Below are 23391 nucleotides of genomic sequence, written 5' to 3' on the forward strand. Positions count from 1 at the left end.
CATGAACGAGCTGGGGAAGCCGTCCGGGGAAGCGGTGGCCATGTACCGGGCGAGGGTCCGCGGCTGCCTGCTGGGCGGCGCCGTCGGTGACGCCCTCGGCTACCCGATCGAGTTCAGCACCCTGGAGCGGATCCGGGCCACCCACGGCCCGCGCGGCCTCACCGGCCTGGTCACCGCGCCCGCCGGGGCCGGTGCCGTCGGCCTGGTCAGCGACGACACCCAGATGACCCTGTTCACCGTCGAGGGCCTGCGCCAGGCACACCAGCAGGGCCACGGCCCGCGCCTGGGCAGCGCCGGTTTCCGGCTGGTGCGCTGGGCCTACGAACGCTGGCTGGAGACCCAGCGCCGCACCGGACCGCACGAGAGCGAACTCGCCCAGCCCTCCGGCGGCTCCTACGCGGGCCCGCGCGGCGGACTGGTCACCGAAGGGTGGCTGTACTCCCGGCGCGCGCCCGGCAACGCCTGCCTGTCCGGCCTCGCCCTGGACCTCGTGCCCGACCCGGCCGCCCCGTTCGGTCCGCCCGGACCCGTCAACTCCGACTCCAAGGGCTGCGGCGCCGTGATGCGCTCGGCGCCCTTCGGGCTCACCGGCGCCACCGCCGAGCAGGCCTTCGACAGCGCCGCCCGCTGCGCCCAGACGACCCACGGCCACCCCACCGGCTACTACGCGGCCGGCGCCCTCGCCGCGATCGTCGCGCACCTGGTGGACGGGGAGTCCGTGGAGGGCGCGGTGCTGCGCGCGCTGCGCCTGCTCGGCCGCCACCCCGGCCACGAGGAGACCACCGCCGCCCTCACCCAGGCCCTCGACCTGGCCGCCGAGGGCACCCCGAGCGCGGAACAGGTGGAGCGGCTCGGCGCCGGCTGGATCGCCGAGGAGGCCCTGGCCATCGGCGTCTACGCGGCCCTCGCCGCCCCCGGGACCGAGGAGGCGCTGCTGCTGGCCGTCAACCACTCGGGCGACAGCGACTCCACCGGGTCGGTCTGCGGGAACATCCTCGGCGCCCGGCACGGCGACCACGCCCTGCCGCACGCCTGGGTGGAGCGCGTGGAGGGACGGGCCCGGATCGCCGTCCTGGCCGACGACCTCGCGGCCGCGTGCCTGCCCGGCTGACGCCCGCCGTACTCGCCGTACTCGCCGTACCCGCCGGGCCGGTTCCCGGCGGCCTTCCTGTGGGAGGCTGAACGGGGCAGGCCGCACCGGCAGGCCCCGAGATTGCCGCCGCGGGTGCGCGCCGCCCCGCGGCGCCCAGGAAGGGAGCCGGCCCATGGCCGTCGCACCGCTGCCGCACCAGGAGATCGAGGACCGGCTGGCCGAACTGCCCGGCTGGTCCCTCGACGGGGACCGCCTGACCCGCACCTACCGGCTCGGCTCGCACATCGCGGCGGCCGCGCTCGTGGTGCACATCGCCCAGGTGCAGGACGAACTCGACCACCACTCCGACCTCACCCTCGGTTACCACACCGTCCAGCTGAGCGTGAACACGCACAGCGCGGGCGGCGCCGTCACCGAACTGGACCTCCGGCTCGCCCGCCGCGTCCAGGACCTCGCACCGGCCCACGGAGCGAGCTGAACCACGCCAGGACCAGGGGGGAACCGCGTGCTGGACTACGACGAGGAAGCCGAACGCTACGACGCGGCGCGCGGCGGCGAGCCCCGGGCGGCCGCCGCGGCCGACGCCGTCCTGAGCCTGCTCGACCCGGGCGGCACGGACCTGCTGGACGCCGGCTGCGGCACCGGCATCGTCACCCGCCGCCTCGCCGCCGCCCGCCCCTGGAGACGGGTGACCGGCGTGGACCTGGCGCCCGAGATGACCCGCCGGGCCGCGGCGCGGCTGCCCGGCGCCGTCGTCCGCGCCGACCTGCGGCACCTGCCCTTCCCGGACGGCGCCTTCGACGCGGTCGTCAGCGTCTGGCTCCTGCACCTCGCCCCGAGCGACGCCGACGCCCGCGCCATGGTCGCCGAGTGCGCCCGGGTGCTGCGCCCCGGCGGGGTGTACGTCACCACGGTCGACAAGGCCGCCGCGCACAACGTGGGCAGCGACATCGACGCCGCCCTCGCCTCCCGGCCGCCCAGCCCCGCCCGCGACGAGGCCCGGCTGGTCGCCGGGCACGCCGCGGCGCACGGCCTGGTCCCGGCCGGACAGGCCCGCTTCCCCGGCCTCGGCCAGGGCCGCAGCCCGCGCGGCACCGTCGCCGACCTGCGGCGCGGCTGGTTCGTCACGCTGCCGCCGGGCGACCCGCTCGCCGACGGCTTCGCCGCCCGGCTGGCGGCCCTTCCCGACCAGGACCGGCCGCGGCCTGACCCGGTCTTCAGCCTGCGGGCGTTCCGCAGGCCGGCCGACGGCTGAGCGTCCGGCCCGCGCTGTTCCCGCACGCCGGGCGTGCACGCGGGCGGTGCTCGGCGTCCTGCTGATGTCAGGGAGGCATGGGCGGGGGATCCTCTCCGTGCGGCTCGGACAACGGGGGAGGAACGACAGACCTTGACCAGTGGGAGCGCTCCCATAGTGCGGATGTGTCAGGGCACGGTCAAGAGCTGGACGAGGCGAAAACATGCGAGCCCCGGCTGACAGGCCGTGACGTCGGGAAATCGGCGCAGGACCGGCGGGGCGCCGACGGAACGCCGACGGAACGCTGACGAAAAGGCAACGGAAAGTCACCGGCCCCCTGTTCTCCGGCGGGACTTGGCGCTACCTTCACTCGCACCAGTGGGAGCGGTTCCATCAGTCGGTGCGTCCCTCGCGACGCGCCCGGTCTGCAAGGAGTCGCTCATGCGCCACCCCCGCTCTTCCCGCTCCTCGCCGCCGCCCGCCCGCACGGGCCGGTGCGACGACGGCGCCTTCCCGGACCCCGGCCGCCCGGCCGCCGGACCGCGCGGTCACCTGCGCGCCCGCACCCCCTGACACACCTCTCCCCGCCGGCACGCCCCTTCCGTACGCCGGGCGCGCCGGACGCCCGTGTGCCGGTCGCGCGGATCCCCGCGGCACCGGCACGTCAGCAGGTCCCAGGTCCCATCCCACAGGAGGAGTCCCCCACCCATGAGCCGCAGCAGAACAGCGATGCTCGCCGCCCTGACCCTGGTCGCCGGGGGCACGGGGCTGGCGCTCACCGCCGTACCCGCGGGCGCGAGCGCCGCCGCCGCGCCCTGCACCGTCGACTACCAGGTGCAGAACCAGTGGAACACCGGCTTCACGGCCGCCGTCACCGTCACCAACCACGGCGCCGCCAAGTCGGCCTGGACCCTGAAGTGGTCCTACGCCGGGGACCAGAAGGTCACCAGCGGCTGGAACGCGCGGATCACCCAGAGCGGTACCGCCGTCACCGCCGCCAACGAGAGCTACAACGGCACCCTCGCCCCCGGCGCCGGCGCCACCTTCGGCTTCCAGGGCACCTACAGCGGCACCAACGCCGTCCCGGCCGCCTTCACCCTCGACGGAGCGGCCTGCGACATCGTCGGCGACGGCACCACGGACCCGGGCGGCGGCACCACGGACCCGGGCGGCGGCACGACCGACCCCGGCGGCGGCACGACCGGCCCCGGCGGCGGCACCGACCCGAGCGGACGCGTGGCCAACCCGTACGAGGGCGCCAAGGTCTATGTGAACCCCGAGTGGTCCGCGAAGGCCGCAGCCGAACCGGGCGGCAGCCGTGTCGCCGGCCAGCCCACCGCCGTCTGGCTCGACCGGATCGCCGCCATCGGGGGCGTCGACGGCGGCATGGGCCTGCGCGACCACCTCGACGAGGCGCTGAAGCAGAAGGGATCGGGCGAACTCGTCGTCCAGCTGGTCGTCTACGACCTGCCGGGACGCGACTGCGCGGCCCTCGCCTCCAACGGCGAACTCGGCCCCGCCGACCTCGGCAGGTACGAGACCGAGTACATCGACCCGATCGCGGCGATCCTGGCCGACCCCGAGTACGCCGGGCTGCGCATCGCCACCGTGATCGAACCCGACTCGCTGCCCAACCTGGTCACCAACGCCGGCGGCACCGACACGACCACCGACGCCTGCGTGACCATGAAGGCCAACGGCAACTACGAGAAGGGCGTCGGCTACGCCCTGAGCAGGCTCGGCGCCGTCCCCAACGTCTACAACTACATCGACGCCGCCCACCACGGCTGGCTGGGCTGGGACTCCAATCTCGGCCCGTCCGTGCAGGAGTTCCGTGCCGCAGCGACCAGCAACGGCGCGAGCGTGGGCGACGTGGCCGGCTTCATCGTCAACACGGCCAACTACAGCCCCACGACCGAGCCGTACCTCAAGATCACCGACAGCGTGAACGGACAGACCGTGCGCCAGTCCAAGTGGGTGGACTGGAACCAGTACGTGGACGAGCAGTCCTACGCCCAGGCGCTGCGGAGCCAGTTGGTGGCGGCCGGGTTCGACTCCGGCATCGGCATGCTGATCGACACCTCCCGCAACGGCTGGGGCGGCTCCGCGCGTCCGGCCGGGGCCGGGCCGCTGACCTCGGTGGACGCCTATGTCGACGGGGGCCGTGTCGACCGCCGTGTCCACGCGGGCAACTGGTGCAACCAGAGCGGTGCGGGGCTCGGCGAACGGCCGGTGGCGGCCCCGGCCGCCGGGATCGACGCCTATGTGTGGGTGAAGCCGCCGGGGGAGTCGGACGGGTCCAGCTCCGCCGTCTCCAACGACGAGGGCAAGGGCTTCGACCGGATGTGCGACCCGACGTACGGGGGCAACGCGCGCAACGGCAACAGTCCCTCGGGCGCGCTGGCCGACGCGCCGCTGGCCGGGCACTGGTTCTCCGCCCAGTTCCGGCAGCTGATGCAGAACGCCTACCCGCCGCTGCCCTGACCGAGGGAGCGCGGGTGATCCGCCGGGGCCGGTCCGGACCGGCCCCGGCGGATCACCCGGCCGCACCGCAGGTCCCCGCCGCTCGTTGCCAGGAGCGGAAATCCGTGCCTGTTTTTTGCGGTCCCGGCAAGGGAACTGGCCCCGGCGCGGGGCGGCGGCGCACGCTGGCCGCACCGAGACGAGAGGCAGACCACCATGGCGCAGGAGCACGCGGGCCACCAGGGTCCGCACCACCACGGCCAGCACGGCCAGCACGGCCACCAGGATGGTGCCCAGGGGGCCCGCCCCGGGCACCACCACGATCACGGCGACCTCGACTGGGCCGTGCTGGCGCCGCTGCTGGAGTCCCAGGCGGAGCTGTTCGCCCCGATGTACCGGGAGGCGATGGCCTGGCTGGGCGAGCTGGCGCCCGAGCCCGGTCTGATCGTGGACGCGGGAAGCGGTCCCGGCGTGGTGTCCTGTCTGTTCGCCGAGGCGTTCCCGGGCGCCCGGGTGGCGGCGGTGGACGGCTCGGCCCCGCTGCTGGAGCTGGCCCGCGCCCGCGCCGGCCGGCTGGGCCTGGCCGACCGCCTCACCACGGTGACCGGTGAACTGCCCGGGGCGCTGGACGAGGTGGGCTACCCGGCCGACCTCCTGTGGGCCAGCAACAGCCTGCACCACCTGGGCGACCAGCGGGCCGCGCTGGCCGCGTTCGCCGAGCGGCTGGCTCCCGGCGGCACGCTCGCCCTGCTGGAGGGCGGTCTGCCGGCCCGCTTCCTGCCCCGCGACATCGGCTTCGGCCGCCCCGGGCTCCAGGCCCGGCTGGACGCCGTCGAGGCCGAGTGGTTCACCCGGATGCGGGAGGGGCTGCCGGGCTCGGTCGCCGAGACCGAGGACTGGCCGGAGCTGCTGGCCTCGGCAGGGCTGAAGCCCACCGGCACCCGCACCTTCCTGCTGGACCTGCCGGCCCCGGTCTCCGGGCCGGCCCGCGCCTATGTGGCCGCGACCCTGGCCCGGATGCGGGAGGGCACGGCCGAGGAACTCGCCGCCGACGACCTGGCCGCCCTCGACCGGCTGCTGGACCCGGAGGACGAGGCGAGCGTGCACCGCAGGAAGGACGTCTTCGTACTGAAGGCGCACACCGTGCACACGGCCGTCCGCACCGCCTGACGCCCACGGCCCGACGCGTACGGCCCGACGCGTACGGCCCGACGCGTACGGCCCGACGCGTACGGCCCGGCACGTATGGCCCGACGCGTATGGCCGGACACATATGGCATGAAGCGCACGGCACCGCGGACGGGGGCGGGCGGGGCCCGGTGCCGTGCACCGGACCCGCCCGCCCCGGCCGCTCAGTTGGCCGCGATGAACTGCTTGGCGAGCTGGTCGCCGAGGGTGACGGCCGCGCTGTGGCTCTCGATGGGCGACGCCTTGGAGTTCTTGAACAGGATGTACGTCACGCCGGAGTCGGCACCGCCGGTCTCCGGGTCGGGGTCGATACCGAGGGCCTTGGCGGTGGCGTACGACGCCTCGCCGATGATCTTGTTCGGTCCGGTGTCGCCGACGACGGCGTACTCGACCTTGTTGTTGTAGATGACGGCGACCACGCCGCCGCCCTTGATGCCGGAGTCGGCGTAGTTCCAGATGCTGCTGGAGCTGGGCACCACGACGTACGGCAGCGACTCCGCCTTGAGCGGCTTGCCGTCGGACTGGTGGAACCGCGTGTCGTCCTGGTACCAGGGGTCGCGGTCCTCGTTGCAGTTGGTGGTGCGCTGCCCGTCGCAGTCGATGTCCATGTCGGCCTTCCAGAACACCGCGCCGTTCTTGCCGCACACGGGGACGGTGGCCGAGGTCTCGTCGTCGGTCTTGTACTTGCCGTTGGAGATCTGCGAACAGGACTTCACCTTGGCGAGCAGGTCGGCCGCGCTGACCGAGCCCTCCTGGGCGGCGCGGGGCGCGGTGGCGCCGGAGGCGTTGGCGGGGAGCACTCCGGCGGCGAGCAGGGCGGCTCCGGAGGCGGCGGCGAGGGCCAGAGTTCGTACGCGCACGGTGGGGGGAACCCTTCTGTTAGGAAACTTTCCTGACCGGGTGCGATACAAGGTGGCCCCTTGGCCATGTGCGCGTCAAGGGTGGCGTACGGGGATGTTCGGACCGCGGGGACGGGAAGTGCCCCGCCGCCACCGCCGTGCGGCGGTGGTGCCGGGGCACTCGGGAGGAACGGGCCGGGGCCGGCCCGCCGGGTCAGACGACCTCGAACTCCGCCGGATGCGGACCGAGCCGCCGGTCCTCGTTCAGGGCGCTGATCGCCGCGAGGTCCTCGTCGTCCAGGCTGAAGTCGAACACCTCGATGTTCTCCTTGATCCGGGACGGCGTCACCGACTTCGGGATCACGATGTTGCCGAGCTGGAGGTGCCAGCGCAGCACCACCTGGGCCGGGGTGCGGCCGTGCTTGCGCGCGATCGCCACGATCGCCGGGACCTCCAGCAGGCCCTTGCCCGAGCCCAGCGGCGACCACGCCTCGGTCGCGATGCCCTGCTCCGCGTGGTACTCGCGGGCGGCGCGCTGCTGGAGGTGCGGGTGCAGCTCGATCTGGTTGACCGCCGGGATCACCGAGGTCTCGGCGATCAGCTCCCGCAGGTGCTCCGGCAGGAAGTTGGAGGTGCCGATCGCCCGGACCCGGCCGTCGGCGAGCAGCTTCTCGAACGCCTTGTACGTGTCCACATAGGTGCCCTTGGACGGCATCGGCCAGTGGATCAGGTACAGGTCCACGTACTCCAGGCCGAGCTTGGCCAGGGACGTGTCGAAGGCGCGCAGGGTGCTGTCGTACCCCTGGTCGCCGTTCCAGAGTTTCGTGGTGACGAAGAGGTCCTCGCGCGGCAGGCCGGAGGCGGCGACGGCCCGGCCGGTGCCCTCTTCGTTGCCGTAGATCGCCGCGGTGTCGATGCTGCGGTACCCGGCCTCCAGAGCGGTGGTGACCGCGCGCTCTGCCTCGTCGTCCGGCACCTGCCAGACGCCGAAGCCCAGCTGGGGCATCTCGACGCCGTTGTTGAGGATGATCGGGGGGACCTGGCTGCTCACGAGGTGTGGATCCTTCGGTCGACGTGAAGTGGTACTCCTATCGTCAACGATCACGAGCCGTGCCGCATTCCTGACCGTGCGATCCGGCCGGAATCACCACCGCGCGAGCCCGCGCGAGCTCACCCGCACCCGGGGCTCACCCCCGGTACAGCGCCTCCACCTCGGCCGCGTACGCGTCCTCGATCGCCCGGCGCTTCAGCTTCAGGGACGGCGTCAGCAGCCCGTGCTCCTCGGTGAAGGGCTGGGCGAGGATGCGGAAGGTGCGGATGGACTCGGTCTGGGACACCAGGGTGTTCGCGGCGACCACCGCGCGCCGCACCTCGGTCTCCAGGTCCGCGTCGTGCACCAGCTCGGCGGGGCTGCGCCGCGGCTTGTCGCGCATCCGGAGCCAGTGCTCGACTGCCTCGTGGTCCAGGGTGACCAGGGCGGCGATGTACGGGCGGTCGTTGCCGACGACGATGCACTGCGCGACCAGCGGATGGTCGCGCACCCGCTCCTCCAGCACACCCGGCGCCACGCTCTTGCCGCCGGAGGTCACCAGGATCTCCTTCTTGCGGCCGGTGATGGTGAGGTAGCCGTCGTCGTCGAGGACGCCGAGGTCACCGGTGGCCAGCCAGCCGTCGTGCAGCGCCTCGTCGGTGGCCTTGGGGTCGTTCAGATAGCCCTGGAAGACATTGCCGCCGCGCAGCCAGACCTCGCCGTCGTCGGCGAGGTGCACGGTGACCCCCGGGATCGGCTGCCCGACCGTGCCGTAGCGGGTGCGGTCGGGTGGGTTGGCGGTGGCCGCCGCCGTCGTCTCGGTCAGCCCGTAGCCCTCGTAGATCTGCACCCCGGCGCCCGCGAAGAACAGGCCGAGCCGCCGGTCCATGCCCGAGCCGCCGGACATCGCGTTGCGGATCCGGCCGCCCATCGCGGCGCGCACCTTGGCGTACACGAGTTTGTCGAAGAGCTGGTGCTGCACGCGCAGCGCGGCCGACGGGCCCGGCCCGATGCCCCACGCCTTCGCCTCGACCGCGTCCGCGTACTTCACGGCCACGTCCACGGCCTTCTCGAAGGCCCCCTCCCGGCCCTCCTTCTCCGCCTTGCGCCGGGCCGCGTTGAACACCTTCTCGAAGATGTACGGCACCGCCAGGACGAACGTCGGCCGGAACGCCTGGAGGTCCGGCAGCAGCGCGGCGGCGTGCAGGTGCGGCTGATGGCCGAAACGCACCCGGCCGCGGACCGCGGCCACCTCCACCATCCGGCCGAAGACGTGCGCGAGCGGCAGGAACAGCAGCGTCGACGCCTCGTCGCCGCGGCGCGAGTGGAACACCGGCTCCCAGCGGTCGAGGACCGTGTCCGCCTCGGTCATGAAGTTGCCGTGGGTGAGGACGCAGCCCTTGGGGCGGCCGGTGGTGCCGGAGGTGTAGATGACCGTGGCGACCGACTCCGGCGTCACCGCCTCGCGGTGCCGGTGCACCACCTCGTCGTCCAGGTGCGTGCCCGCCTCGTTCAGCTCCCGCACCGCGCCCGCGTCGAGCTGCCACAGCCTGCCGAGGCGGGGCAGCCGGTCGATCACGGTGGCGATCGTCATGGCGTGGTCCTCGTGCTCCACGACCGCCGCCGACACCTCCGCGTCGTACAGCATCCAGAAGCACTGCTCGGCCGAGGAGGTGGGGTACACCGGCACCACCTGGGCGCCGATGGTCCACAGCGCGAAGTCGAACAGCGTCCACTCGTAGCGGGTGCGCGACATGATCGCGACCCGGTCGCCGAAGCGCACGCCCTGGGCGAGCAGTCCCTTGGCGAGGGCCAGCACCTCGTCGCGGAAGCCGGCGGAGGTCACCTCGCGCCAGCCGCCCGAGGCGTCCTTGCGGCCGAGCGCGATGTGCGACGGGTCGTCCTCGGCATGCTGGAACACGACGTCGGCCAGGCCGCCCACCGGCGGTGCCGACGCCGACGGAGGGCTGGTGAACTCGCGCAAACCCCGCTCCCGCTCCCGTTCCCGCTCCGGTCCGACTCCCGGACGCCCGTGACGCTCCGCACAGCGCCGTGAAAGCTACCCCACGGAAACCGGGGCCCCGGGGCGGACCGGAAGCGGACGGTGGTGGCGTCCGCCCAGGTCAGCGGCGGAAAAAGCGCTCACATGGGGCAGGGCCGGACAGAAGATCCCACGGTTCAGTGAGTTTCGGTGCCGGTATCTCCACCGAATCTGTACGACCCCCTGACCCTTCCGTGGCCGGATCGGCACCTCCGGCGGACGGTGTACGGGTGTAAAGGCGCCCGGATCGACTGGCGCCCGGATCGACGGGCGGCCGGGCGGCCGGGCGGCCGGGCGGACGGGCGGGCGGACGCATGGACGTATTGGCGGACGGACGCCCGGTCACCCGTGGGACACCGTCTCCTTCCCCGGCCGCTTCCCCGGCAGCGGGCGCGCCCCGGACCGGGCCGCCGCGCCCCGGGGGCCGCGCGGCGGCCGGACCAGCACCGCCACCAGCACCGCCGCCGCCAGCCCCGCGCACCCGGCCACCACCAGCGCCGCGTCGAGACCCGAGGCGAAGGCCGCCCGCAGCGTGTGCTCCGGGAACGAGCCGCGCAGCGCCCCGGCGCCGCCGCCCGCCAGTGTGTGCGCCGCCTCGCGCGGCAGCGTGTCCCGCATCCGCGAGGCCAGTACGGTTCCGGCCACGGCCACCCCGAGCGCGTACCCGAGCTGCCGCACGGTGTTCACCGCGCCGCCCGCCATACCGGCCCGCTCCGGGGGCACCGCGGCCAGCGCCGCACCGGCGACGGTCGGCGAGACGAGCCCGGTGCCCGCACCGACCAGCACGAACCCCGGGATCAGCGCCGTCCACGTCGAGCCCGCGCCCAGCACCGCCTGCGCCAGGCACCCCGCGCCGATCAGCAGCAGCCCGCCGCCGATCGTCCGGCGCGCCGGTGCCCCGTGCAGCAGCCGTCCGGCCGCGATCGCGACCACCATCGCGGCCACCGTCATCGGCAGCAGCGTCAGACCGGCCCGCACCGGGCTCATGCCCAGCAGCGTCTGCATCCACAGCGACAGGTACGGCGTCGTCCCGAACGCCACTCCGTTGAAGACGAACCCGCCCGCCATCACCCCCACGAACGCGGGCACCCGCAGCAGCGACAGATCGAGCAGCGGATGCGCCGCCCGGCGCTCCACCAGCACGAAGCACACCAGCGCCACCACGGCCGGCGCCGAGGCGCCCAGCGTCGCCGCGGAAGCCCAGCCGTCCTCCCCGGCCCGCACCACGGCGTACGTCGCCCCGCCCGCGAAGGCGGCGAAGGCCACCGTGCCCACCCAGTCGATCCGCGCCCCCGCGCGCCCCTTCGACTCCGGGACCAGCCGCAGGGTCAGCCAGATCGACGCGACGCTCACCGGAAGGTTCACGAAGAAGATCCACCGCCAGCCGGGCCCCTCCGTGAGCACCCCGCCCAGCACCGGCCCGACCGCCGCGGCACCGCCGCTCACCGCGCCCCACACACCGAGCGCCGCCGACCGCTGCCGCCCCTGGTAGACCGAGCCGAGCAGCGGCAGCGTCGTCGCGAACATCGCCGCGGCGCCCACCCCCTGCACGGCCCGCGCCGCCACCAGCGTGCCCGGCCCGGACGCGAGGCCGCACAGCAGCGACGCCACCGCGAACAGCATCACTCCGGCCACATGCACCCGCCGCCGCCCGAGCGCGTCGGCCGCCGCCCCCAGCCCCAGCAGCAGCGCGGCCAGCGCCAGCGCGTAGCCGTCCACCACCCATTGCAGATCGCCCAGCGACGCGTCCAGCGCCCGCGCCACGTCCGGCAGCGCGACGACCACGATCGTCACGTCCAGCAACAGCATGAACGTGCCCAGGCACACCGCCGCCAGCGGCCCCCACGTACGCATGTCTCTCCCTCGTTCCTCGTCACCCGGTACTCCGTCACCCGGTACTCCGCGCCGGACCGGGGCCCGCGCGCCTCCCCCGTACGATGGGCGGCGCACGGCGGATCCCGGCGGAGAGCGGCCGGTGAGCGCCGGAACCCGACAGCGGAGAGGACAGTCACAGTGGAATCCTCCGTCGGAGCCATCGCGCCGCCGGTGCTGGACTCGGACCTGTTCGACCGGCTCGACCTGCGGATCCTGTCCGCGCTGGAGGTCAATGGACGGGCCTCCTTCAGCCGGATCGGCGCGGTGCTCGGCGTCTCCGACCAGACCGTGGCCCGCCGCTACCGCAGGCTGAGCGCCGAGGGCGGGCTGCGGGTGGTGGCGGTCCGCGACCCCGAACGGCTCGGGCAGGACCAGTGGATGCTGCGGCTGCGCTGCGTCCCGGACACCGCCCAGACGATCGCCGACGCGCTCGCCAAACGCCCCGACACCAGCTGGATCGGGCTCGCGTCCGGCGGCACCGAGGTGGTCTGCGGGATGCGGCCGCGCAGCGCCGGTGACCGCGACGACCTGCTCCTCGGCAAGCTGCCGCGCACCCCCAGCATCGTGGAGATCCGCGCCCACCAGCTGCTGCACCGCTTCTTCGGCGGCCCGGACGGCTGGCTGCGCAAGTTCCGCGCGCTCACCGACGCCGAACGCGCTGCCCTGCTGCCCGCCCCGGTCCCCACCGCCGGACCACCCCGCATCGACCCCGAGGACGAACCGCTGGTCGCCGTCCTGGAGCGCGACGGCCGGGCCGGGCTGCCCGAACTCCAGCGCGCCACCGGCCGCTCCGAGTCCGCCGTCAAGCGCCGGCTGTCCGCGCTCGTCGCCTCCGGCGCCCTCTACATCGACGTCGAGTACCACCCCGAGACCCTCGGCCAGCGCATCGGCGCCGCCCTGTGGATCACCACCGCGCCCGCCGCCCTGCACTCCGTCGGGCAGGCCCTCGCCGCCCACACGGAGATCGCCTATGTCACGGCCACCGCGGGGCAGTCGAACATCATGGCGACCCTGGTGGCGCGGGACACGGCGGGCCTGTACGCCTACCTCAGCGGCCCCCTGGGCGCCCTGCCGGGCGTCCGGCACGTGGAGGCCACGCCGTATCTGCGGCGCGTCAAACAGCTCACGTATCCGCGCCCGGCGCACTGACGGGGTCGGGGGCGGGGAGCGGGCCGGGGCGGGGGAGGGCCGGTCAGCGGTGGTGGAGGCCCTCGCCCCCGGCGAGGACCGCCGCGGCCAGCGCGTCGGCCGCGTGCTGGGCCGAGGGGCGGTGGCGGCCGTGGACCAGGACGAAGTCGACCCCGCCCAGCTCCGGCAGCCCGGCCCGCTCCGGGACCGGCACCAGGCCCGGCGGGACCAGTCCGCGCGCGTGGGCCATCACCCCGAGGCCCGCACGGGCGGCGGCGATCAGCCCGTTGAGGCTTCCGCTGGTGCACACGACGTGCCAGGGGCGGCCCTGCCGCTCCAGCGCCCGGAAGGCGAGCGCCCGGGTGATCCCCGGCGGCGGATAGACGATCAGCGGCACCGGGCGCCCGGGATCCAGGCGCAGCCGCCGCGCGCCGATCCACACCAGCCGGTCGTGCCAGACCGGTTCCCCCCGGGGGTCCTGCGGGCGCCGCTTGGCCAGCACCAGGTCCAGTTTCCCGGCGGCGAGCTGCTCGTGCAGGGTGCCCGACAGCTCCACCGTCAGCTCCAGGTCGACCTCGGGGTGCGCGTGGCGGAAGCCCTCCAGGATCTCCGGCAGCCGGGTCAGCACGAAGTCCTCCGAGGCGCCGAAGCGGAGCCGGCCGCGCACCCGGGTGCCGGTGAAGAACGCCGTGGCCTGCTCGTGCACCTCCAGGATCCGGCGGGCGAACCCGAGCATGGCCTCGCCGTCCTCGGTCAGCTCGACCGAGTGGGTGTCCCGGGTGAACAGCGCCCGTCCGGTGGCGTCCTCCAGCCGCCGCACGTGCTGGCTGACGGTCGACTGGCGCAGCCCGAGCCGCCGGGCCGCCCGGGTGAAGCTGAGCGTCTGGGAGACCGCGAGGAACGTACGCAGCTGAGCGGGGTCGTACACGGCCCCAGGCTACCCGCGCTCATCGCGGAACGTGATGACAGTCAGAGCGGTGTCGCGGTTTCCCGATCGCCGGGGGGAGAGGAGCATGGAGCGGACGAGAGCGCCGACAAGCGCCGCCAAGCACCGACAAGCACCGACAAGCGCTGCCGAGCACGGACGAGGGCCGGTGAGCGCGGTCGGATGCGGGCGGGTGCGGTCGGGCGCCGAGAAGCCAAGTACCGAGAATCGACGAGTGGAGCACCGTGAAACGCCTGCGCCGGCCCAGTCGGATGCCGATCGACCCGTACATCGTGCTGCTGCTGGCGACGGTGGGTCTGGCCGCGCTGCTGCCGGCCCGCGGGGCCGCCGCGCACGTGGCCTCCGGCGCCTCCACCGCCGCCATCGCCTTTCTCTTCTTCCTGTACGGCGCCCGGCTCTCCGCCCGCGAGGCGCTCGACGGACTGAAGCACTGGCGGCTGCACACCACCGTGCTGGCCTGCACCTTCGTCGTGTTCCCGCTGCTCGGTCTGGCCGCGCGCGGGCTGGTCCCGGTCCTGCTCGACCAGCCGCTCTACCAGGGCCTGCTCTTCCTCACCCTCGTCCCGTCGACCATCCAGTCGTCGATCGCCTTCACCTCCATCGCCCGCGGCAACGTGCCCGCCGCGATCTGCGCCGGCTCCTTCTCCTCGCTGATCGGGATCGTGCTGACCCCGCTGCTCGCGGCGGTGCTGCTCGGCAACAGCGGGGCCGGCTTCTCGGCGCACTCGCTGGTGACGATCGTGCTGCAACTGCTCGTGCCGTTCGTCGCGGGGCAACTGTTGCGCCGCTGGATCGGGGGCTTCGTGACCCGGCACAAGAAGGTGCTCGGGTTCGTCGACCGCGGCTCGATCCTGCTCGTCGTCTACACCGCGTTCAGCGAGGGCATGGTGCGCGGCATCTGGCACCAGGTCAGCGCCCTGCGGCTGGGTGGCCTGCTCGTGGTGGAGGCCGCGCTGCTCGCCGCGATGCTCGCCCTGACCTGGTACGGGGCCAGGGCGCTGCGGTTCGGCCGGGGGGACCGGATCGCGATCCAGTTCGCCGGTTCGAAGAAGTCCCTGGCCGCCGGACTGCCCATGGCGAGCGTCCTGTTCGGCGCGCACGCCTCGCTCGCGGTGCTGCCGCTGATGCTCTTCCACCAGATGCAGCTGATGGTGTGCGCGGTGATCGCCAAGCGCAGGGCGCGCGATCCGGAGGCACGGGAGGGGAGCAGCGGCCGGGAGGCACGGGAGGGGAGCAGCGGCCCGGCGGGGGAGCCCGCGGAGCCCTCGGCCCGGGTCGGTACGGCGGCGCCCCGGCCCCGGTGAAGCGCCGGGGCGCTGATCCCTCCGGCTCGCCGGGGGGCCTCGGGTCCGCCGCGGCAGCCGCTGATCCTCAGGTCCGCCGGGTCAGGGGCGCAGCACCGCCTTGCCGAGGTTGCCGCGCGACATGATCGCCTCATGGGCCTTCGCCGCGTCGGGCAGCGCGAACTCGGCGTGCACGGCCGGCCGTATCCGCCCCTCCTCGAACAGCCGCCACAGCTCCTGCCGCCACCGCTCGTACAGCTCGGGCTCGCCCCGGGCGATCCGGGCCATCTGGAAGCCGATCACCGATTTGGCGCCCACGAGCAGGTCGTACGCCTGGACGGTCCCGCCGCCCGAGCTGTAGGCCACCAGCCGTCCGCCCGGGGCGAGCGCGGCGAGCGCCGGGGTGAGCAGGTCGCCGCCCACCGCGTCGAGCGCGTAGTCGACGGGCTCGCCCCAGCTTCCGTCGGCGTAGAGGACCACCTCGTCGGCGCCGAGGGAGCGCACGAAGTCCGCCTTGGCCGGGCCGGAGACGGCACCTACGACCCGGCCCGCGCCCCGCACCCGGGCGAGCTGCACCGCGAGATGTCCGACTCCGCCGGCGGCCGCCGTCACGAGCACCGACTCGCCCGGCTCGGGACGTGCCGCCGCCAGGGCTCCGAGGGCGACCAGGCCACTGCGGACCAGGGCGACCGCGTCGACGGCCCCGGCGCCCTCGGGCACGGGGGAGGCCATGGCCTCGTGCAGCACCGCGAAGTCGGCGTACCCGTGGCCGAAGCAGAGCCCGGTCACCCGGTCGCCGGGGCGGAAGCGCGTGACGTCCGCGCCGACCGCCGCCACCTCCCCGGCGATCTCCCCGCCCAGCGGGACCGGCTCGGCGGCCTCGGTGACCTTGCGGACGACGGGCAGGGTGACGCCGACTGCTTCGCAGCGCACCAGGACCTCGCCGCGGCCCGGTTCGGGAACAGGGGCTTCCTCCAGGAGCAGGGGGCCACCGGCCGACTCGTAGCGCACGCGTCGCATCGCACCTCCAGGGTGAACAACAGTTCGGAATCCGGGGAAACTCAAATAATCATTGGTAGCCCCAACGGTATCCCGATTTCATGGGGGAGTCCAACGACTTTTCGCTAAGCTGCGTGGCATGACCGAAGCCGAAGCCCCCCTCGCCGAGATCCGTTCTCTGCCCAGCTGGCTCCTCGGCCGGGCCGCCGCCCGGGGCAGGGCCCTGGTCGCCGAGGCGCTGGCCGCCGAGGGGCTGAAGATGTGGCACCACGTGGTGCTGTCCGCCGTCCGCGACCTCGCCCCGGTCGCCCAGGCCGACCTCGGCCGCGGTGTGGGGCTCGACCCGAAAGACCTGGTCGGCGTCCTCAACGACCTCCAGGCCGCCGGACTCGTCCTGCGCGAGCCCGACCCCGCCGACCGGCGCAAGAACGCGGTCTCCCTCACCGCCGAGGGCACCCGCCTGCTGTCCCGCTGCGAGCAGGCGGCCCGCGCGGCCAACGACACCCTGCTGGCCCCGCTGTCCCCGGCCGACCGCGAACGGTTCATGGAGCTGCTGGTCCGGGTGTCGGGGACGCGTGACTGACGGCGGCCGGAGCCGGGAGACGCACGACTGACGGCGGCCGGAGCCAGGCGGCCGCGACGGTCGGGTACCGGGTAAGTCCAGGCGTACGCGGAGGCCCTAGCCCTGGGCCGAGTCGGCGCCCAGGGCGATACGGTCCGCACCCGCGTACACGTTCATGGAACCGCCCCGCAGGAAGCCCACCAGCGTCAGCCCGGTCTCCGCGGCCAGGTCCACGGCGAGCGAGGACGGCGCCGAGACCGCCGCCAGCACCGGGATGCCCGCCATCACGGCCTTCTGCGCCAGCTCGAAGGAGGCCCGGCCGGACACCAGCAGGATCGTCCGGGACAGGGGCAGGGCGCCGTTCTGGAGGGCCCGGCCGACCAGTTTGTCCACCGCGTTGTGCCGGCCCACGTCCTCCCGTATGTCCAGCAGTTCGCCGTCCTCGCTGAACAGGGCCGCCGCGTGCAGTCCGCCGGTCCGGTCGAAGACCCGCTGGGCCGCGCGCAGCCGGTCGGGCAGGCTCGCCAGGAGGCCGGGCGTGAGGCGCACCGCGGGCTCGTCGGCGATCGGCCAGCGGGCCGTCGTGCGGACCGCGTCCAGGCTTGCCTTGCCGCACAGCCCGCAGGAGGAGGTGGTGTAGACGTTGCGTTCCAGGGTGATGTCGGGCAGGACCACACCGGGCGCGGTGCGCACGTCCACCACGTTGTACGTGTTGCCGCCGTCCGACGTCGCCCCCGCGCAGTACACGATGTTCCGCAGGTCCGCAGCGGCGGCCAGCACGCCCTCGCTGACCAGGAAGCCCGCGGCCAGCGCGAAGTCGTCGCCGGGGGTGCGCATAGTGATGGCGAGCGGCCGGCCGTCGAGCCGGATCTCCAGGGGCTCCTCGGCCACCAGCGTGTCCGGCCGCGACGAGACCACGCCGTCCCGGATGCGGATCACCTTGCGTCGTTCCGTGACTCGTCCCATGTCCTGATCAGTCCCGGTTCTGTCCGTGCGGGTGGCCGTACCGGCCCTTGCTGCCCAGCTCGCCGCGGACCACCGGGCCGACGGGCGGCGCGGGCGACCCCGACCGTCTCATTGTCCTGCACGGTCGTGTCTCTTCGTCCTGCACGGCATGTCCGGCACGGCGGGCACCCGGGCCCGGCCCCCGGGACGGGCGGCGGAACCCGGCGACCTCTGACGGAAGCCCACAAGCGGGGCCCGGGATTCCTGTGCCTTCGCCCTCCGCCGTACCCGTGAGTCACCGAACAGACTGGTGCCTCGACCGCGATCCGTGGGGAACCGCCGGACGCATCCAGGGGGCGTCCCCGGGGTGCGGCCACGGCAGGACCACCACGCACGGCAACGAGGGGACCGCCCACCCATGAACGGCTCACGCATCACCGCCGTAGGCCACTGCCGGCCCGCCCAGGTGCTCACCAACGACGATCTGGCGGCCATGGTGGACACCAGTGACGAGTGGATCACCAGCCGTGTCGGCATCCGCACCCGGCACATCGCGGGACCCGACGAACCGGTCGACGAACTGGCGGCGCACGCCGCGGCCAAGGCGCTGGCGGCGGCGGGCCGCACGCCCGACGACATCGACCTGGTCCTGGTCGCCACCTCCACGGCCGTGGACCGCTCGCCCAACACCGCGGCCCGCGTCGCGGCCCGCCTCGGCATCCCGGGCCCGGCGGTGATCGACGTCAACGTGGTCTGCGCCGGGTTCACCCACGCCCTGGCCACCGCGGACCACACCGTGCGCGCCGGGGCCGCGCACCGCGCCCTGGTCATCGGCGCCGACAAGATGTCCGCGGTGACCGACTGGACCGACCGCACGACCTGTGTCCTGGTCGGCGACGGGGCCGGCGCCGCCGTGGTCGAGGCGTGCGCCCCGGGTGAGAGCGCGGGCATCGGACCGGTGCTGTGGGGCTCGGTGCCCGAGATGGGGCACGCGGTACGGATCGAGGGCACGCCCCCGCGGTTCGCGCAGGAGGGGCAGAGCGTCTACCGGTGGGCCACCACCCAGCTGCCGCCGCTGGCCCGGCGCACCTGCGAACGCGCGGGCGTCGCCCCCGAGGACCTGGCGGCGGTCGTCCTGCACCAGGCCAACCTGCGCATCATCGAACCCCTCGCCGCCAGGCTCGGCGCGGTCAACGCGGTGATCGCCCGCGATGTCTCCGAGTCCGGGAACACCTCGGCCGCGAGCATCCCCCTGGCCCTGTCCAGACTGGTCGAACGGGGCGAGGTGGGCACGGGCGACCCCGTACTCCTCTTCGGCTTCGGCGGCAACCTCTCCTACGCGGGCCAGGTCGTCCGCTGCCCCTGATCCGCGCACCGAATACGCAGGTGAAACGCACTCCGAAACCTTGGTATGGTTGTCCATGTCGCCGCGGGGAACACCCCACCGAGCGACAGACACCTGGTCCGGGTGGCGGAATGGCAGACGCGCTAGCTTGAGGTGCTAGTGCCCTTTATCGGGCGTGGGGGTTCAAGTCCCCCCTCGGACACCAGCTGAGACCCCTGTTCATCAGGGGTTTCTTGCTTTCCAGGGCTGTGGCGTGACCAACCACGTGACCAACAGCCTGGAGACTTCCCAGGTCAGACCAGGGATGACAGGCCGAGTCGGCCCGCACCGGAGGCGGCCAGTCGGCGCGCTCCGTCCTTACGAGAGTGGCCGTACCGGGCCATCGTGTAGCCCGGCGAGTGGTGCCGGACGTTCGCGGAGACCTCTACAGGATTCTCCCCGGCCTCCAGATCGTTCGTGACCTTGCTGTGCCTCCAGTCGTGGATACGGAAGTCCTCCAGCAGGTGCAGGCGTGTCCGGAGGGTGCGCCACCGAGCCGACATCTTTTCGGGGGCCTGCGGGCCCCCTGCCTCGCCCCGGTAGAGCTTGAAGCCGTCCCGAGCGAACACCAGGTCGTGATCCACCCACGCGGAGCCGAGACGCGCCCGTTCGGCGTCTTGGCGCTGCTTCTGCCCCTCCAGGACATTGATCACGGACTGATCCACATGGATCACCGCGTTGTCGTCGCCGTCCTTGGTCAGCTTCCGCAGCCGGTAGGTGTTGCCTTCCTCGACCACGACCCAGCCCAGTTCGATGGGAGCAATGCTCAGGACTTGTGGATCGGTTTCGGGAGGGCACGCGGAGGACGTACCTTCCCGAATGATCCGTAAGGTCTCCGAGCAGGCCCGCGTTGCAGCGCGGGTCGGGAAGGCACGCCCGTGCTCAGCGTAGTCACCGACGCCGGCTCCACCCAGTCCGGCTCCCTGATCGACGAGATCGTCCGAGAGAGCGCCCGCCGGATGCTGGCCGCCGCACTGAAGGCGGAAGTCAGCCAGTACATAGCCGAGTTGGTCGCCGAGACCGACGAGCAAGGCCGACGTCTCTTGTTCGAAACGGCCATCACCGATCTCGCACCGTGGTCACTGCGGCCGGGCCCAGTCGAGGTCACCGCGCCCCGCATCAACGACCGTCGGGTTGATGAGGCCACCGGCGAACGCAAACGGTTCTCCGCGAAGATCCTGGCCCCATGGTGCCGCAAGCCGTCGAAGATCACCGAGGTCCTGCCGCTGCTCTACGTGCACGGACTGCCCTCCGGCGACTTCGTGCCCGCGCTGGAGCAGTTCCTCGGCGGCACCGCCGGGCTTTCACCGGCGACCGTGACCAGGCTGACGAAGCAGTGGAGCGACGACCACGCCGCCTTCCAGGAGCGTGACCTGTCCGACCGCGACTTTGTCTACGTCTGGGCCCGACGGCGTCCACCCGAAAGTCCGGCTCGGGCAGGCGCACTCGTGCGTCCTGGTCCTGCTCGGCGTCCGCCTGGACGGCACCAAGGAGCTGATCGCCCTGGCCGAGGGCCTGCGGGAGTCCACCGAGTCGTGGGCCGACCTGTTACGAGACTGCCGCCGGCGCGGCATGCGCGACCCCGAGCTGGTGGTCGGGGACGGTGCAATGGGCCTTTGGCGGGCGCTCGCCGAGGTGTTCCCGGCCGCACGGCCGCACAGGTGCTGGGTTCACAAATCCCGCAACGTCACCAACTGTCTGCCCAAGTCAGCGCAGCCCGGCGCCCTGAAGGCGATGCAAGAGATCCACAACGCCGAAGACCGCGGCCACGCCGAGAAGGCGATCGAGGCTTTCGCGAGAACTTACGGCGCGAAGTTCCCCAAGGCCGTCGCGAAGATCACCGAGGACCGGGACGAACTGCTCGCTTTCTACGAATTTCCCGCCGAGCACTGGATCCACCTGCGGACCACGAACCCGATCGAGTCAACGTTCTCCACGGTCAAGCTCCGCACCAAGGTCACCCGCGGCGCTGGCAGCCCTGCGGCGGCCCTCGCTATGGTGTTCAAGCTGGTTGAGTCCACCCGGACGCGATGGCGCGCGGTCACCGGTGCCCGCCTGGTGTCCCTGGTCCGCGCCGGTGCCAGCTTCGAGAACGGTGTCCTGGTCGAGCGCGAGGAGCAGGTCGCATGAACGTCCACGACATCCTGCAGAACCCTGACGAGCACGTCCGCTTCGCGGCCTACCTCGACAAGCTGCAGCAGGTCGCCGAGGTGGACGAGGTCGACTTGGTCCGCCGCGTGCTCACCGATCCGGACCGGACGATGGCCAAGTCCGCCGTGCTGCGGCACCTGGACCGTCGAGCCGCCGGCCTCTACGCCGGTCCCGCTTACGAGGAGTGGGCGCAGGCGATGACCCAGGCCACGATCGACCACTCCTTCCTGGCTCAGCGCCTGCGGGAGTGGTCACTCTTCCGCGCCGTCACGCTCAAGCTGCCCTGGCAGCCGGACGACCTGCTCGCGTCATCCAACTGGCTCCAGCTCAAGACAGCCGCCGGGACGAACACCGAGGCCATCGAGATCCTCGCCGAAGCCGGCCGCACCAAGCGGATCCGGAACACCGCCAGGACCAGCCTCAACCACCGCAGCGAGAGCTGGAACCAGCTCACCCACAACTCTTGACTATTGCTCCGCGGAAGCGGAGAGCGTGAGCAGAACCGAGGAACGGTCGTCCGCCTGGACGCCTACCGCCCGGAGCCGAGACGGGTACCGGAGCCTGCATCGGAACCGAAGCGGCCCGTATCGCTCGAAGGGAACCCGTTCCGCGCACTGCATTAATAAGTCTCTAGAAAGCTAAGCCCCACCCACCTCCGTGGATGGGGCTTGATTATCCATATGCTACCCCAGATACGGACTCGGACGATTCTCCAGGAAGTGTCGAATCCTTAGTTTCTGCGTGTGATGCATCGGTAGCGTATTAATTTCTTCAGGGTCAACAAAGCGAATTTCTGTTGACTCGTCAGAGATTTCCAAGTGTCCACCGACGATTCGCGCAGTGAAGCATACATTGAACTGACGTCTCACTTCGCCGTCGCTGTACGCGAAGATGTGGCGAGGGTCCGTGTACGTGCCGACAAGCCCGGTGATCTCGACGTCATACCCGGTTTCTTCTTTCACCTCTCGTACTGCCGCACCGGAGAGCGAATCACTTATATCCATTCCACCTCCCGGCAGTGCCCAAAGACTATTATCCCTTCGGCGTTGCAGGAGGATTCTCCCCTTATGGTCAGTAACCACAGCAGAAGCCGCCACGACCAGACTATTTGGCTTGGGCGCCTCGGGGTCGTTGTAGTATTCGGTACGGGCCAATTCTTAACCTTCCTGGACCGGCGACGCTTCGTTCCACACGCAGTTGAAGCTGTCCGCGTAGGTGTCGAACATGCCGCCGTCGCCATTGCGTCGCAGGTGCCACACTGGCGCTCCGTACGCGTTCACGCCGAATACATGAGCGTTGGCCAGTAGCTGATCACCGGCGCGGTAAAGGCTGTTGTACAGGGTGGTGCCATGCGTTCGTACCTCAACCCCAGGGATTCCGAGCAGCGTTCGGTAGTGCATGAGGGCGAGTCGACAGCGCGATTCGATGCAGTGGCCGAACTTCTCTTCCTGTCCACGCCGTTGTACGTTCTCGCTGTCTGCATCTCCTACTGTAATCCGAACTGCGCAACCCTCGGAGGCTCGTTCGTGTAGTAGATCATTTAGACGCGGATATGCCTCATGCAGAAATACGGCAGCGTAGACCAGGACATCAATACGTTCCCGCGCTTGCGTGAACAGGTCAATGAACGTGGAAACGGGAAGACTTGCCCGATTGTCATACAGCGCCACCAGCTCTGGGCTCACCGCTTGACCCAACGCTCTGCTGACTTCGGATCGACTTCAACCTTGTCCGCGAGCCTCTCGTGAGTCCAGCCCCCCGCTGCCATAGCGGTTCGTAGTCGCTCGTTCTGCACTCGACCCCTCCTGGAACACCCTTGGGGCGTTCTAGCCCCGTGGTTCCAGCGTCCCTTGGTAGCCGTCGATCCTTACGAGATGAGACGAACCCCCGCGACGCGCGAACGTCCGGGGGCGTGGTCACCAACCATCAAGGGGTTGACGACAGTGCCCAACGCTACAGCCCAACCGCCTGAGAGGCGCCAGCGGACGGGGGAGACGCCAACGCGCTTCAGGGCGAGTACTCGACCTACGCGCCCAAGGGCGAGAAGTGCCGCAAGTGCCACCAGCCGTTCGCCAGTCTTGAGATGGTGCGGCGTGTTCAGTCGGCTGGTAAGTCCGCCAACCGTCCCTACGTGCATGTCGGATGTGTCGAGACGGGGGCGAGTGATGGCGGTCACCCGAGACCACATTGGTCGGCTGGTCACGAACGGGATCAGCACCGGTGTTCTCCA

General features: G+C 72.2%; 21 protein-coding genes, 1 tRNA gene and 2 pseudogenes. 14 read left to right on the plus strand and 10 right to left on the minus strand.

Going from position 1 to position 23391, the window contains the following annotated elements; genetic code table 11:
* Position 1 precedes the first annotated feature (1 nt).
* The 6 genes from R4Z62_RS28545 (at position 2) to R4Z62_RS28570 (ending at position 5960) form a co-directional block, all read left to right on the plus strand.
* The gene (locus R4Z62_RS28545) at positions 2 to 1111 is read left to right on the plus strand and encodes an ADP-ribosylglycohydrolase family protein (protein ID WP_064536134.1); all 1110 of its coding nucleotides are present in this window, start codon (positions 2 to 4) and stop codon (positions 1109 to 1111) included.
* 154 nt (positions 1112 to 1265) lie between these two features.
* Positions 1266 to 1571 carry a 4a-hydroxytetrahydrobiopterin dehydratase gene (locus R4Z62_RS28550; protein WP_064536136.1) on the plus strand — a complete coding sequence of 102 codons (306 nt, stop codon included), beginning with the start codon at positions 1266 to 1268 and terminating at the stop codon, positions 1569 to 1571.
* Positions 1572 to 1598: 27 nt separating this feature from the next.
* Positions 1599 to 2348, plus strand: coding sequence for a class I SAM-dependent methyltransferase (locus R4Z62_RS28555; RefSeq protein WP_382845871.1), 750 nt, complete (start codon positions 1599 to 1601; stop codon positions 2346 to 2348).
* A gap of 420 nt (positions 2349 to 2768) precedes the next feature.
* Positions 2769 to 2900 carry a hypothetical protein gene (locus R4Z62_RS28560; protein ID WP_257784419.1) on the plus strand — a complete coding sequence of 44 codons (132 nt, stop codon included), beginning with the start codon at positions 2769 to 2771 and terminating at the stop codon, positions 2898 to 2900.
* 135 nt (positions 2901 to 3035) lie between these two features.
* A complete protein-coding gene (locus R4Z62_RS28565) occupies positions 3036 to 4811 on the plus strand; it encodes a glycoside hydrolase family 6 protein (RefSeq protein WP_491521292.1) in 1776 nt (591 codons plus the stop codon).
* 195 nt (positions 4812 to 5006) lie between these two features.
* Entirely contained in the window at positions 5007 to 5960 is a 954-nt protein-coding gene (locus R4Z62_RS28570) for a class I SAM-dependent methyltransferase (protein ID WP_491521293.1), read from the plus strand.
* Between the two features lie 182 nt (positions 5961 to 6142).
* Here the strand turns inward: R4Z62_RS28570 and R4Z62_RS28575 are convergent, their stop codons facing one another.
* From R4Z62_RS28575 to R4Z62_RS28590, 4 genes are all read right to left on the minus strand, one after another.
* Positions 6143 to 6838, minus strand: coding sequence for a glycoside hydrolase family 75 protein (locus R4Z62_RS28575; RefSeq protein ID WP_491521294.1), 696 nt, complete (start codon positions 6836 to 6838; stop codon positions 6143 to 6145).
* A gap of 193 nt (positions 6839 to 7031) precedes the next feature.
* Positions 7032 to 7868 (minus strand): aldo/keto reductase, encoded by an 837-nt coding sequence (locus R4Z62_RS28580; protein WP_064536146.1) that lies wholly within the window; start codon positions 7866 to 7868, stop codon positions 7032 to 7034.
* A 136-nt stretch (positions 7869 to 8004) separates the two neighbouring features.
* Positions 8005 to 9831 (minus strand): AMP-dependent synthetase/ligase, encoded by a 1827-nt coding sequence (locus R4Z62_RS28585; protein WP_491521295.1) that lies wholly within the window; start codon positions 9829 to 9831, stop codon positions 8005 to 8007.
* Positions 9832 to 10230: 399 nt separating this feature from the next.
* A complete protein-coding gene (locus R4Z62_RS28590) occupies positions 10231 to 11742 on the minus strand; it encodes an MFS transporter (protein ID WP_491521296.1) in 1512 nt (503 codons plus the stop codon).
* Positions 11743 to 11901: 159 nt separating this feature from the next.
* On the opposite strand from R4Z62_RS28590, the gene R4Z62_RS28595 reads away from it, so the two are divergent.
* Positions 11902 to 12912 carry an Lrp/AsnC family transcriptional regulator gene (locus tag R4Z62_RS28595; protein ID WP_237305457.1) on the plus strand — a complete coding sequence of 337 codons (1011 nt, stop codon included), beginning with the start codon at positions 11902 to 11904 and terminating at the stop codon, positions 12910 to 12912.
* Positions 12913 to 12955: 43 nt separating this feature from the next.
* On the opposite strand, the gene R4Z62_RS28600 is transcribed toward R4Z62_RS28595, so the two are convergent.
* Entirely contained in the window at positions 12956 to 13819 is an 864-nt protein-coding gene (locus tag R4Z62_RS28600; protein ID WP_064536152.1) for a LysR substrate-binding domain-containing protein, read from the minus strand.
* A 242-nt stretch (positions 13820 to 14061) separates the two neighbouring features.
* Between R4Z62_RS28600 and R4Z62_RS28605 the strand changes: the two genes are divergently transcribed.
* Positions 14062 to 15141, plus strand: a complete 1080-nt coding sequence (locus tag R4Z62_RS28605; RefSeq protein ID WP_491521297.1) for a bile acid:sodium symporter family protein — start codon at positions 14062 to 14064, stop codon at positions 15139 to 15141.
* A gap of 81 nt (positions 15142 to 15222) precedes the next feature.
* Here R4Z62_RS28605 and R4Z62_RS28610 read toward each other — a convergent pair whose 3' ends face one another.
* The gene (locus tag R4Z62_RS28610; RefSeq protein ID WP_491521298.1) at positions 15223 to 16140 is read right to left on the minus strand and encodes a quinone oxidoreductase family protein; all 918 of its coding nucleotides are present in this window, start codon (positions 16138 to 16140) and stop codon (positions 15223 to 15225) included.
* A 118-nt stretch (positions 16141 to 16258) separates the two neighbouring features.
* Here R4Z62_RS28610 and R4Z62_RS28615 point away from each other — a divergent pair, with 118 nt between their 5' ends.
* Positions 16259 to 16702: a MarR family winged helix-turn-helix transcriptional regulator gene (locus tag R4Z62_RS28615; RefSeq protein WP_491521299.1), complete on the plus strand. Its 444-nt coding sequence runs from the start codon at positions 16259 to 16261 to the stop codon at positions 16700 to 16702.
* 96 nt (positions 16703 to 16798) lie between these two features.
* Here R4Z62_RS28615 and fdhD read toward each other — a convergent pair whose 3' ends face one another.
* Complete coding sequence (gene fdhD, locus R4Z62_RS28620) at positions 16799 to 17647, minus strand: formate dehydrogenase accessory sulfurtransferase FdhD (protein ID WP_382849742.1); 849 nt, start codon at positions 17645 to 17647, stop codon at positions 16799 to 16801.
* A gap of 397 nt (positions 17648 to 18044) precedes the next feature.
* Here fdhD and R4Z62_RS28625 point away from each other — a divergent pair, with 397 nt between their 5' ends.
* Together R4Z62_RS28625 and R4Z62_RS28630 are read left to right on the plus strand one after the other, a co-directional pair.
* A complete protein-coding gene (locus R4Z62_RS28625) occupies positions 18045 to 18992 on the plus strand; it encodes a beta-ketoacyl-ACP synthase III (RefSeq protein WP_064536162.1) in 948 nt (315 codons plus the stop codon).
* A gap of 96 nt (positions 18993 to 19088) precedes the next feature.
* Positions 19089 to 19176, plus strand: a tRNA-Leu gene (locus R4Z62_RS28630).
* An 88-nt stretch (positions 19177 to 19264) separates the two neighbouring features.
* Here the strand turns inward: R4Z62_RS28630 and R4Z62_RS28635 are convergent.
* The gene (locus tag R4Z62_RS28635) at positions 19265 to 20041 is read right to left on the minus strand and encodes a site-specific integrase (protein WP_491521300.1); all 777 of its coding nucleotides are present in this window, start codon (positions 20039 to 20041) and stop codon (positions 19265 to 19267) included.
* On the opposite strand from R4Z62_RS28635, the pseudogene R4Z62_RS28640 reads away from it, so the two are divergent.
* The 3 genes and pseudogenes from R4Z62_RS28640 to R4Z62_RS28650 all read left to right on the plus strand — a co-directional run.
* Positions 19970 to 20353, plus strand: a pseudogene (locus tag R4Z62_RS28640) (IS256 family transposase); the annotation flags it as partial. The gene R4Z62_RS28635 and the pseudogene R4Z62_RS28640 overlap by 72 nt on opposite strands.
* A gap of 25 nt (positions 20354 to 20378) precedes the next feature.
* Positions 20379 to 21140, plus strand: coding sequence for an IS256 family transposase (locus R4Z62_RS28645; protein ID WP_491521301.1), 762 nt, complete (start codon positions 20379 to 20381; stop codon positions 21138 to 21140).
* Entirely contained in the window at positions 21137 to 21628 is a 492-nt protein-coding gene (locus R4Z62_RS28650; RefSeq protein ID WP_355484801.1) for a hypothetical protein, read from the plus strand. The genes R4Z62_RS28645 and R4Z62_RS28650 overlap by 4 nt, the downstream gene beginning before the upstream one ends.
* A 216-nt stretch (positions 21629 to 21844) precedes the next feature.
* Here the strand turns inward: R4Z62_RS28650 and R4Z62_RS28655 are convergent, their stop codons facing one another.
* Both R4Z62_RS28655 and R4Z62_RS28660 read right to left on the minus strand, forming a co-directional pair.
* A complete protein-coding gene (locus R4Z62_RS28655; RefSeq protein ID WP_491521302.1) occupies positions 21845 to 22315 on the minus strand; it encodes an NUDIX hydrolase in 471 nt (156 codons plus the stop codon).
* 3 nt (positions 22316 to 22318) lie between these two features.
* Positions 22319 to 22929 (minus strand): annotated as a pseudogene (locus R4Z62_RS28660) (XRE family transcriptional regulator).
* Between the last annotated feature and the right edge of the window lie 462 nt (positions 22930 to 23391).

This window comes from Streptomyces sp. PL-25, from assembly GCF_058344915.1.

Coding starts and splice junctions, on each gene's coding strand:
- R4Z62_RS28590 (WP_491521296.1), bottom strand. CDS start 11,742: ATGCGTACGTGGGGGCCGCTGGCGGCGGTGTGCCTGGGCACGTTCATG.
- R4Z62_RS28550 (WP_064536136.1), top strand. CDS start 1,266: ATGGCCGTCGCACCGCTGCCGCACCAGGAGATCGAGGACCGGCTGGCC.
- fdhD (WP_382849742.1), bottom strand. CDS start 17,647: ATGGGACGAGTCACGGAACGACGCAAGGTGATCCGCATCCGGGACGGC.
- R4Z62_RS28570 (WP_491521293.1), top strand. CDS start 5,007: ATGGCGCAGGAGCACGCGGGCCACCAGGGTCCGCACCACCACGGCCAG.
- R4Z62_RS28650 (WP_355484801.1), top strand. CDS start 21,137: ATGAACGTCCACGACATCCTGCAGAACCCTGACGAGCACGTCCGCTTC.
- R4Z62_RS28560 (WP_257784419.1), top strand. CDS start 2,769: ATGCGCCACCCCCGCTCTTCCCGCTCCTCGCCGCCGCCCGCCCGCACG.
- R4Z62_RS28545 (WP_064536134.1), top strand. CDS start 2: ATGAACGAGCTGGGGAAGCCGTCCGGGGAAGCGGTGGCCATGTACCGG.
- R4Z62_RS28625 (WP_064536162.1), top strand. CDS start 18,045: ATGAACGGCTCACGCATCACCGCCGTAGGCCACTGCCGGCCCGCCCAG.
- R4Z62_RS28610 (WP_491521298.1), bottom strand. CDS start 16,140: ATGCGACGCGTGCGCTACGAGTCGGCCGGTGGCCCCCTGCTCCTGGAG.
- R4Z62_RS28565 (WP_491521292.1), top strand. CDS start 3,036: ATGAGCCGCAGCAGAACAGCGATGCTCGCCGCCCTGACCCTGGTCGCC.
- R4Z62_RS28615 (WP_491521299.1), top strand. CDS start 16,259: ATGACCGAAGCCGAAGCCCCCCTCGCCGAGATCCGTTCTCTGCCCAGC.